This window comes from Pseudoalteromonas sp. G5_S1_14_S5, assembly GCF_054968605.1.
The window spans coordinates 17325-28800 of the sequence record NZ_JBQKUM010000062.1 but is presented as its reverse complement, the minus strand read 5'-3'; the positions used below and the strand labels follow the sequence as shown (position 1 = coordinate 28800).

At 43.5% G+C, this 11476-nt stretch carries 5 protein-coding genes; all 5 read right to left on the bottom strand.

The window, feature by feature from the left end:
- Positions 1 to 149: 149 nt before the first annotated feature.
- The 5 genes from ACTRWI_RS17025 to bcsA all read right to left on the bottom strand — a co-directional run bounded on the left by ACTRWI_RS17025 (position 150) and on the right by bcsA (position 11476).
- On the bottom strand, positions 150 to 1403 hold the full coding sequence (locus ACTRWI_RS17025) for a D-amino acid dehydrogenase (RefSeq protein ID WP_499133004.1): 1254 nt from the start codon (positions 1401 to 1403) through the stop codon (positions 150 to 152).
- Between the two features lie 273 nt (positions 1404 to 1676).
- Positions 1677 to 5465: a cellulose synthase subunit BcsC-related outer membrane protein gene (locus tag ACTRWI_RS17020; protein WP_499133003.1), complete on the bottom strand. Its 3789-nt coding sequence runs from the start codon at positions 5463 to 5465 to the stop codon at positions 1677 to 1679.
- The gene (gene bcsZ / locus ACTRWI_RS17015) at positions 5456 to 6565 is read right to left on the bottom strand and encodes a cellulose synthase complex periplasmic endoglucanase BcsZ (RefSeq protein WP_499133002.1); all 1110 of its coding nucleotides are present in this window, start codon (positions 6563 to 6565) and stop codon (positions 5456 to 5458) included. The genes ACTRWI_RS17020 and bcsZ overlap by 10 nt, the downstream gene beginning before the upstream one ends.
- Positions 6562 to 8853: a cellulose biosynthesis cyclic di-GMP-binding regulatory protein BcsB gene (gene bcsB, locus ACTRWI_RS17010; RefSeq protein WP_499133001.1), complete on the bottom strand. Its 2292-nt coding sequence runs from the start codon at positions 8851 to 8853 to the stop codon at positions 6562 to 6564. The genes bcsZ and bcsB overlap by 4 nt, the downstream gene beginning before the upstream one ends.
- Positions 8843 to 11476: a UDP-forming cellulose synthase catalytic subunit gene (gene bcsA, locus ACTRWI_RS17005; RefSeq protein ID WP_499133000.1), complete on the bottom strand. Its 2634-nt coding sequence runs from the start codon at positions 11474 to 11476 to the stop codon at positions 8843 to 8845. Before bcsA ends, bcsB begins: the two co-directional genes overlap by 11 nt.

Below are 11476 nucleotides of genomic sequence, written 5' to 3'. Positions count from 1 at the left end.
TAATTACCCAAATGAAGCCGACCAAAATCGTGGCAGCGATTCACGCATGTGTTAGAGACCACCACCAGATAAGCAGCAATACTAAAGCCTAATTAGCCCAAGTTTATAACTAAACATGGGCTAATTTTTCTGAAGACGTTTTTGATGAGCTACATGTAACGATGAATACTCAAGTCGTCCGATTGAATATCGCTATTTGAGCCACTAACCACACTCGCTAACAACTTTCCTGAACCACACGCCATCGTCCATCCCAACGTCCCATGACCAGTATTGGTAAACAAGTTCTTAATTGGCGTCTTTCCAATGATAGGCGTGCCATCTGGCGTCATTGGCCTCAACCCAGTCCAGTACTCTGCCTTGGAAAAGTCCCCCGCCTGCGGGAACAGGTCTTTTATCACCATATCAATCGTCGCTTTACGTTTTTCAGGAATCAGGTAATTGAAACCAGCAAGCTCAGCCGTCCCAGCAATCCGAATTCGATCATCAAAACGCGTCATCGCTACCTTATAGGTTTCATCCATAACGGTTGATGCTGGTGACTTATCCGCACTCACAATTGGCAATGTCAAGGAGTAGCCCTTCACTGGATAAACAGGAATCGACAAGTCGACTTGTTTAAGCAGATCTCGAGAATAACTTCCTGAAGCCACCACGTAAACGTCCGCTCTGAACTCTCCTTTAGTCGTGGTAACGCTCTGAATATCTTGATTTTTACGGTTCAGATTGAGTACTTCCGTATCAAACACAAACTGAACACCAAGTGCCTTAGCTTTCTCAGTCAGAGCTAAACAGAATTGGTGACAATCTCCCGTTTCATCATGAGGTAAGTATAGGCCGCCCACCAGCTTGTCTTTCACGTCAGCTAATCCCGGTTCAACCGACAGGCACAGATCAACATCAAACAGCGAGTGCTCGATGCTGCTTTCTTTTAGTAGCTTCATATCCTGCTGAATCGCATCCAGTTGCTTCTCGCTTCTGAAGACCTGCAAGGTGCCTTTCTGCCTGCCCTCGTATGCCAAATTTTCACTAGTTCGAAGGTGGGTTAGACAATCTCGGCTGTAGTTTGCCACTCTCAACATGCGTGACTTATTCACGGCGTATTTAGCGTCATTACAGTTAGCGAGCATCTTAGTCGCCCAAGCCACCAACTCTGGAGAAAGTGATGGCTTAACTTTCAAGGGAGCATGCTCTTGGGTGAGCCATTTCATCGCTTTCAACGGAATACCCGGCGCTGCCCAAGGTGAAGAATAGCCATAAGAAATTTGTCCGGCATTCGCGAAACTGGTCTCTTTACCACTACTATCCTGGCGGTCGATAACCGTTACTGAGTGGCCCTCTTTCGCCAGATACCAAGCACTGGTCAAGCCAATCACACCGCTGCCAATTACAATTACTTCCATTCTCTATGCCCCTACACTCGACCACACCTGCCGAACCTTACTGCCTGCTTGAAACACCTGTCTTTAATTGTTTTTAACGTATTCGTCAAGCGTTGACTTAACAATTCATCATGTGTTGATAAAAAGTCAATTCGATGGTGAGTCGGGATAATGAGTTTTGAAAGTGTGATGTTGGAGAGGTTATAAAGCAGCTTAATAATCAGTGAAGGTTTACTTGCAGAAAATAAAAAATCGACTCTATTGAGCCGCTCTGGGATTGTTTAGTCTTGGTTTCTAGTAAAAATCACTGTATAGAATTGGCGTTGCAGGAGGAAACTCAATAGGTTGCCAACGGTCATTGAATGTATATTTTGCATACAACATGAAATGGTTTGGTGTGTAAAATTCAGAGCGCTGTAAATCTAACAAAGCACCTAAATACCAACGCTTACTCACCCGTTTTTCTACTGCAGCTTGGAAAGATGACCCAAAGCCTCCACCGGAATCACTTACGCCATTCTCACTTAAATAAGGAGCATCTTCTTGTGTCCATGAATTGGAAATAGACCCGCTTAATAAATATGACCAAGTGCTACCGTATCGACCGTAATAATTAACCGGTAACGAAACCGACAGATAACTTTGGGGACTATAATAGCCGCCATGGCCAAGCGAGTACTCACCCAGGTTTTTATCATACCCAAGATAAATCAGGTTTGTTCCAATACTCAAACGCTCGTGATCGTTAGAAATCAACTTGTAATAAGCCCCACCAAGAATACCAAGTCGATTGTTATCCTCAACACTTTCTCCCGTAAGCGTATGGTACTGAAGGCTACTCCAAAAACCATAAGGCCCTTCAATATCCCAACTCGTATTGAATTTAACTCCCGTTCTTACAACGCCTCCCCATTTAGTTCCCTGCGGGTCAGGCGTTTCAGGAGAGGGCAAAGAGTAATTGGGAACTGACATGCCCGCATAAGAGAGTGTGCTACTTGATTCTGGACGGCGAGAAGCAACCGCAGTCCAGCCGAACTGCCCTAAGTCACCATTCACACTAACACCACCAACCCACGTCGTATGATCAAAGCCGACAGGTGTAGTGCCTATATCAGCGCTCCAGTTCTTAGCTTGCCAACCAATACCCAATGCCAAGCCCGATGCGCTATTTTGAAACGAGGTAACGTCTTGATTCGTTGATTTGTCATAATACTCAAGGGCACCTGAATCTATTGACACATAATCAGCTCTAAGCAACAAATGTCCATCCCACTCTTCAATTGGCAATCTAGCTTCAATCGGTACTTGATTCGACTGATTTTGACCATCACGAGCACTGTAATCCCAACCAACAACAATGTGACCATCACTACGGTCATGTAACGCATCTAAATCCGATTTTACTTTTCGTGTTAACCAATAATCATCACTTTCATTGTACAAATCTCGTAACGACGGAGTTGGTGTTTCTAAAGTGCCTTGTTGACTCGTTTTTTCTATTCGGTCACTGTTCAATGCTTGATAGGCTCTCTCTTCCGCTAGTGACCAGTGGTGGTTTTCCATCGCAATTGCCATTCCGTCTCGGTATTCAAGCGCGCCCGCATCAGCCTTAGTGTCTAGTAACGCATTGAGCTGATTTGCATCCTGCACATTGCCTTGTTGATTAAATACCGTCGCCGTTGTCATCAACTGCGATGCCGATAACACGTCAGCCTTTTTCCTTAAAATCGGACGATATTGTTCATAGACAGCTGAATCTCCACTCATAGCACTGGCACGTAGCATGCCAATTTCAGCTTGGGTTTTGTAAGGTTCTGGCTCTGACACTACTCTACTGTACAGCGCTAAAGAACGAGCTAAGTTTTCATTTTCTAGCATTAAGTCAGCCTCAGACAAAATACGTCGAGTTCTGAGTTCATCGAATTGTATAAATTCTGATGCGGTAAACTCTGGCGCATCAAAAATCGGAGCCAATCCATTAAACCAAGCATCAAAATCTTCAAATTCATTCAAACTAATCATCAACTCACCGTAAGCAAGCTGCTCATCAGTGGAGAGAAATGAAGACGAATCAATGCTCTTGTAAATCCTACCCGCCTCCTCGGTTTCACCAACATCAACCCAAGCGCTAGCAATACGCGATAGTGGTTGAACCTGACTTTGATATTGAGCTTCTAGACTCAGTAATTCTTTTGAAACCGATTTAGGCGATTGCTGGTAACGTATTTCTATACCCTGAAGTTCAGAGTCTAACCTTAAACGGGTAAGGTTTCGCTGCATTGAGCTAGTGAGCTCTTGTTGTGGAACACTTTCTAGTTCAGCAATAGCTTGGTCGACTCTAAAGCTCTGTGCGAGGTACAGTGCATAAGCGAACTTCATTTCAGGATCTGAGGTATCTTTTGCCCAAGCTTCCATCAATTGATCTGCACGAGATTTATCCCCCATAGAACGCACAACGCCTGCAATCTCTAATCTAAGCCATGGAGAACCCGGGGTTAATTTGATTAGCGCTTCGACAGATTCAGCCATCACCTTGTCATCATTATTAGCAATAGCATTTCTTAAGCGAATCAGAACAATTTCAATATTGATGCTGCTAATTTTTTCTTCAACCACTAGCCTCTGAGCCGATGAGTATTGGTTAGCCACTTCTCTAGCCTCATGCCAGTTGCCTTGATTGACCTCAATGTCAAGTCTCCCGCGCAATGCCGAACCATTGAGCTTATCAAGCGCCAAAGCCCGCGAATAAGCCTTTTCAGCCGACGAATACCTTTTTTCCTCAAGGAAGAGAGCACCTAGAGCGACAAAAGCATATGGCTGTCTATTATCTAGCGCTATCGCCTTACGGTATAGACTTTCAGCTTCCCCGAGTTCTCCTCTAGCTATATGGAGATCACCCTGATCTAAATATACCCAATACTGAGACGTTTCAACCAACGCAATCCATTTAGAAGAATTATCTGGATTATTATCCAATAATTGAGCTTGCTTGAAATACTCTAGTGCTCTTTGTTGTTGCCCCTTTCGCAGGTAGACTTTCCCCATCCCGCCTAAAATCTCAGGGTCATTAGGACGTGTGGTAATGGCATAACGCAACTGCGCTTCTGCTTGATTGGTTTTCCCCAGTTTGAGCAGCTCTAACCCTTTTAATTTTGCAAGGTAAGTAGGATCTTTACGTAACTCTAGTTCTTGGGTCCAACGCTTCCTAGCCGCTTGATTTGCTTTTTGAATCTCTAAGTCTGAAGGGTAGTAACTCGCGAGGATTGCATATTGCTCCGTCACTTGCTCTGAAATAGGTAATTGTTCTAAAGCTCTTAACCAAGAAATCGCGGCATTCTTTCCTACAACAGGAGTCAAAGCCAGTTCACGATACGTATCCAAAATCCAAGGGTCACCTGGGTCTACTTTGCGTATATGGTTTGCCAATGCAAGCTGAAATTGAGGAACTCCTGGGTAATCAGCATTAAGACGTTCAAGTCCAACCTTCACTTTATCCCAGTTACCATCAAGGTTGGCTTGAAGTTGCAAGTACTCAAGTTCAAGCGCAGCAGAAGGCATCCCGTTAGGAAAAATAGTTTGGTATGCTTTGGTAGCGTCTACATAGCGACCTGATTTAGCCAACAATTTTGCTCGCAGATAATCAGCTCGCTTTTCACCTTGAATGGCTATTATCGAAGACAAAGACTGGGTTTGTGGTGAGTTGGGAGCAATGTCTTTTAAGCGCTCGTAACTTTGATTTGCCAATTCAGGCTGCTTACGTTTCAAGAACATCACTCCCTGATAATACAGCCCAGACAAGTTGGCTCTTTCAATAGCAAACAGCCTTTGTAGAGTACTTTCTACAATATCGTCACGACCAATTGCGTCAGCAAGTTTTAACTGTTTGATTAGCCAATCCACGGAATCAACTCGTTCAAGAGAAGAAGATAACTGAACCAACTGGACTGGCTGATATACTAACTCACGATCCGCATCAGACAGAGGTGTCGAGTCAAAGTCAACCGCAAGTGATGTTCCAACAGAAAAAATACTACTCGCTACAATAACGGGAGCTAACCTATAAGAACTTATCCTTACTGACATTGCTGAACCCATGCAGGTTGCAACTCACCATGCTCACCAAATCTGAAGCGTTCGTTGTGCCAACCAAGACCAAATAAACTCAACACATTGTCGTAATAATGATCATTCCTGTTCGTTACTAGTTCATTTAGAACGCGAATAGCCTGTGTCTCAAGAGGAATGGAGTGATCCATTGAAGCAAGCAAAGGTAATGCGGCTGCTGAAAAACCAGCACTACCGGGTTGAGAGTACTTACCTGATACTGTATCGACCTCACGTGGTGGTGCACCTAAACGTTCTATAGCGGTATAAAACGGTTTCATTTTCTTAACTAACTGTTCTTTCTCTTTATTTTTCTCATTAAGCATACCAACCCACAAATACGTTCGAATAGCGTCATAGCTCCCAGTTGGCCCTGTGAGATTATCTACACTAAATCGTTTTCCATACAAAGTTACCCAATCAGGACTAAACCCCGTAGTCAATGTTTGGTCAAGAATCAAAGTACTGGATTGGTACATTGAGTCCCACGAGTACTGTGGATAGAGCTCTTTCATCCGAGCGATCAACTGTAAAGGAACATAGCTAGGGTTCAAACGATAACTTCCTTCACCAAGGTCAAAACCTTTTGGAGCTGGAAGCAATGTCATCCCAACACCTGCTATTTGAACAGACTCTTCTCTCAATATACGGGCGGCTAGTAGATACCCTAAGGACTGATAGTAATAGTTATTCCATAAACGTCCTGCCTCGCCCAGCGCATAAGCAATCCACAAATCAGAATCTGAGGCTGGGTTTGTATCGAGTATGCCAAACTGCCCATCAAGTTTTTTTCCCCACAACCAGGCTGGTAACCTAGCCGTTAAATCACCGCCCGCTAGGTTCGCTTGTGTCCATTTCAATATTTGAACAAATGCCTGCTGGTCATTAGCTACCAAAGCAAAAAACAAAGCATAGGACTGACCTTCAGACGTCGTAAGCAAACGATCATCACTGCCATCAATGACTCGTCCATTCTCAATATATGTTGATTTGAAATTGTTCCATTGAGGCCACTCACATGTGGCAGCCATAAGCTGAGACGACAATAAGAGCGACAATAAGAATAATAACTTCTTCATTGTAAATCACCCTCCGAGTTCTCTAAGCGCCGAACTGCAATCTGACGTAACGCTCTCCATAACACGATTGTCACGATAACCATCATCAATGCAGCAAAGCAGGCAATCAGAATAGGATGATTCGAAAAGTGGTACCAAATCAACTGCCAGACTGGTAGCTTACCCACGTAATAATGAGCACCTACATTGTAACTTGCAACCTCGTCATTTCTTAGCGTAATAAGTGAGCCAAACATATGTTGGACTTTACCTGAATCGCTTAACGCGCTATCTATAGAAGTAAAATCGGAAGAGTGTGCAGCCATTATTGACACCACGCTACGACTTTTTGTAAATGGCGATTCCATCCCATAAATTGCGGCGAATGAACCATGGGCTTCTACTGAAACATAGTCCGCTGCAAGATGCTCTGCGTTAGAAGGGCTCATCCAGTTCATACCAAGTTGCTGCTTATTTTTATTTGGCAATCGGATTTGACGCTCTCCGGCTTCCATAACAATATTCAACGGCTCTGGATTATAGCTAGCCTGTTGAAGCTCGCTGGCTACACCAATGCTTAGTATGTCCTTTTCTACCAAAGATTCACTATCCCACTTATCGGTTAGTACGACCTTAAGCCCCGTATAACCTGAGTGACTGCCCAATAACGCCATAACATTGAGAAAAGTTTGCAACGCTTCTATTGGTGCATGCTTTGGTAAAATCACCGCTGTTTCAGACAGATCTGCCATTCTAGTAAATGGGTAGCCAGATATTGCAAATGCACGTATATTAGGCATCTCGATATAGTGAGGGAAACCGCTAAAATCGATCGTTGAATCACCATCTATAGCCGCGTACTGATTACTCGGTTGTGTGACTAAACATTGCCCATCAGTCGAAGCAAAACCAAACTCAAAGTCAATTTGGTTCTTGCTACCAACCTTAAATGCGGGGATTCTTACTCGCTCACCCGAACTCAAAAAACCGTCATCAAGCAATGGGACTCGTACACGGTTGGAATCCCCCTGCCCTTCTGTTGTTAAGTTGAATGCTTGAATGAATTGGTCATTAATACTTAGCGTCAAACGAGACCCTGAATGGTCAACGCTTGGTGGAGAATAGCGGTAGTGTAAATCCATCGGTATACCACGGCTCTGCCAAGTGAAAAGATCCGGTGGTAAACGCAAGCTGACACTAATAGGCGGAGGCTTAAGGCCTTCAACTTGAAGAGCGCCTTTATGCTCAACAAGCTCAGACAAAGCGACAGGACGCTCTATGCTAACCCAATTTGGAGAGTCATAAGGAACTCGTGGTTTTATCTGTTTAACATCATTTACCTTGGCTATCGGCCCCGTCAAGACTTGATTACCTAATGCTAACCCTTGGACTGCCGTGTTTAGGTCGACGCTATCACGGCCAACAACTAAAAGAAGTTTTACATAAGGATCCGTCGGGTGAGTTATCACTTGTAGATAGGGGCCATCTGTATCTGGGAAATCTCGTAAAAAGTCGGGTTTATTGTCATTTGTAACAAAAACGACTGCATTACGATTTGGCAAAGTATCAAAACTCAAAGGAAAATTTGCCCCACGCCAACCAGCTAATGCGCCAAAATATGAACTGAGTACTCCCGCAGCTTTGATATCATCAAGGCTATATTGCTCTCCTAGAACAACGGGCAGGTCTAGCTTATTAAAATCGCGAACATCAAAAAATGGTGCTGGCAATAAACTCAGATCGCTCTTAATCAATGTTTTCTGAACAGACATTTCAATTCGACTGTTTTGGCTGATCTCAACCCAAATACTCGAGTCATTAGGGTTTCCGCAAGTTTTCCTTGTGTTGCCAATGAGATCGAAACGTATCTGATTGTAATTGCTGAAATAACGCGTATCTAGTGGTATGGACAAATTTAGCTTTTGTCCTTGCTGCCCATCAACAATAGACTTCACTCCCATCAATTCATTATTCAAATACACTTTTACATGAGAAACCAATGACAAAAGTGCTGGAGATGGGGTGATATCAAAATATAAAGTCGCTTCTGAAACGACCTCATCAAGACGTGAGCCGAACCCGACATGAGCACTTTCTTCACTTCCTTGAATCACGATCGAACCATTACCGCCTATCTGGCTAAATGGAATGATGCGTTGCACAACTTCAGCGCTTTCACTGCTCTTTGGCAATGCCTCAGAGGTCGTGGCTTCTGATTGGTATTGATTGGTATTTTTTGCGGTAGTATTAACTGACAAGCACACAAGAGAAAGTGCTATTAACACTGTTATTGTTTTTTTATTTAGCATGGATTGAGGCCCTAATTGAAGCATAGCGTGGTCTCAATGACCAAATAAGTAGGAAGCCCTTTGAAAATAAATCCACAGTAGCTTTTACAAGGTTAGGACTATGCTTTAAAAGTCGTTTGTAACCGTTAAACCCAACTTGGACTACGGCTTGCAGACTCGATAACGGTTTATCTGATTGATATCCTTGCTGCCATTTCGCCCATGTATCAGCTCGAGCGAAGGTACATTGAACATAGTGAACTTGCTGTTGGTGAGACAGCGCCTCTAAGCGAAGCCCAAATACACCGTTAGATGCATAAATAACAGTCATTGGGAAAGCGAATTCTTGTCCTCCACGTTTGAGTACAACGTCTACACACTGACCAAGCAAATGTTCATAGACTTTGTCGTCGTTATCATCAATCACCCCCCGAATACCGCCAAGAGAAAAATCCTTCATATCCGCCTGAATTAAATGTCCAGTCCGAAGCTTAATCCAAACAGGCATAGACACTTCTACTCGATGATCTTTACGAACTTGTTTCGCCTCAACCGCCACGGCAATCGCAGCACCCAATATTAACAAGTTGTACAAGGTCCAGATCAAGTTAACGATAACGACCCCAATTTCATCTCCAGCTCCCCAACCCAAGCGATAAAAACCTACGATAGCCCCCAAAATATTAAGAGCGACCAGAATTAGATATGGTCTTGAAATCACCCAATCGTATTGAGACTTCTCAATTAAGCCACCTTTAGCCGTAACATTGAAACTACCTTTGTGTGGTGCAAAGAGTGCAACCGTTGTTGGTCTAGCGATATACCAAGCTAATACTGTTTCATAGACCTCTCCCCAAAATGAGTAACGATGGTCGCCCTGCATTCGCGAGTTAGTCATGCTGGCATGTATCATATGCGGTAACACATACAGAACAATCGCGAGAGCGGGAGCATAAATGATATATAAATCTAAAATCAAAAACGCGAGTGGGGCTATCAAAAACACTATCCTTGGGATACCGGATAAAAAGTGCAGCATCGCGTTTAGATAGCAAAGTCGCTGCGGCAACTTAAGTCCTTTGCCTATTATCGGGTTATCGATACGGAAAATTTGAGCCATTCCCCTAGCCCATCGAATACGTTGGCCAACATGCGCAGATAACGTTTCCGTCGCTAAACCCGCTGAAATCGGCTGCTTCAAATACGCAGAACGATAACCAAGACGATGCATTCTGAGAGAGGTATGCGCATCTTCTGTTACCGTTTCAACCGCAATCCCACCAACTTCTTCTAAAGGCTCACGCCTTAATACAGCACAAGAACCACAGAAAAAAGTCGCATCCCAAAGATCATTACCGTCTTGAATCAAGCCATAAAACAAACTCCCTTCATTAGGCACATTTCGAAAATTCGATAAGTTACGTTCGAACGGGTCCGGAGAAAAGAAATGGTGAGGTGTTTGTATCAAAGCAAGCTTTCGATCTTTAAGAAATAACCCCATGGTCAGCTGAAAAAAAGCCCTCGTTGGAATGTGGTCACAATCGAAAATTGCCACATACTCACCATGAGTTTGCTTTAACGCATAATTGATGTTGCCTGCTTTAGCGTGTTCATTAGTTGGACGACGGATATAGTTAATTCCGACACTTTTCGCAAAATCTCGGAAACTGTCGCGCTTGCCATCGTCGAGAATATAAATGTTCAGCTTATCTTTCGGCCAGTCAACGCCAAGCGAGGAATAAACTGTCGCCTTAACAACGTCCAATCCTTCATTATACGTAGGAATCATCAGGTCGATCGTAGGCCAACTCGATTGTTCTTTGGGCATAGAGACTGGTTTGCGACTTAAAGGCCAAATATTCTGAAAATAGCCAAGTAAAAGTACGATCCAAGAGTAAGTTTCTGCCAAAAGTAAGATACTCCCCAAAACAAGAGCAAGCGGATCATCCCAATTTAAAGTCGATGAGTAACGCCACCACAGATAACGACACGAAACCGTCACTGAAAGAATCATAAGCAACATCGTGGGGAAGCGCCCAGGCATGCGACGTACCATCATTGCCAGTCCCCAAATCAGCAATATAAATACAGTTTGAGCCTGGTAGTCAAAAGGAACGGTAAAACAAAGCAACGCGATAAAAACGACTAAAAAAAGTAGCGTATAGTTCAAAAATATAAACAATTTGCTTTCTTTAATACGTTCACGTATTTCGGAGCCGTTGGTTTGATCCGCCGTCTTCTCGAGCCAAGCGACCAGTTTAGATATTTGAGAGAACGGTATATAAAATGCATTTTTCAGTAAGGAAAATGCGTCACTAGCGATTGTGACAACTTTCTGAGACAAGACTTTGCGAAGGGTTTGCTTAAAAAAAACTAACCAAAACGTTTGAACCGTAAATCGAACGGGGTCAAGCAACCTTGGAACTGCAAAGTTTATATGTGGGTACAAATACAGAGGCAGCTTCCATGTGGCAACCCCCGCTATTTTAGGTTTCAAGAAAACTAGACAAAAAGAGAACCATATCATCAAAAGCATCTCGCCAACTATTGTACTCTTGCAGTTCCGGATCTTCTTGTACGTTCTCGTTTGAGACTTAAATTGCTCGGTTGCCCAAGGTTGGAAAATCAAATTAAGGCTAACCAT

What these genes read in the sequence shown, in the direction of transcription:
- bcsB (WP_499133001.1), bottom strand. Translation starts at nt 8,853, where the DNA reads ATGCTAAATAAAAAAACAATAACAGTGTTAATAGCACTTTCTCTTGTG.
- ACTRWI_RS17025 (WP_499133004.1), bottom strand. Translation starts at nt 1,403, where the DNA reads ATGGAAGTAATTGTAATTGGCAGCGGTGTGATTGGCTTGACCAGTGCT.
- ACTRWI_RS17020 (WP_499133003.1), bottom strand. Translation starts at nt 5,465, where the DNA reads ATGTCAGTAAGGATAAGTTCTTATAGGTTAGCTCCCGTTATTGTAGCG.
- bcsZ (WP_499133002.1), bottom strand. Translation starts at nt 6,565, where the DNA reads ATGAAGAAGTTATTATTCTTATTGTCGCTCTTATTGTCGTCTCAGCTT.
- bcsA (WP_499133000.1), bottom strand. Translation starts at nt 11,476, where the DNA reads ATGGTTAGCCTTAATTTGATTTTCCAACCTTGGGCAACCGAGCAATTT.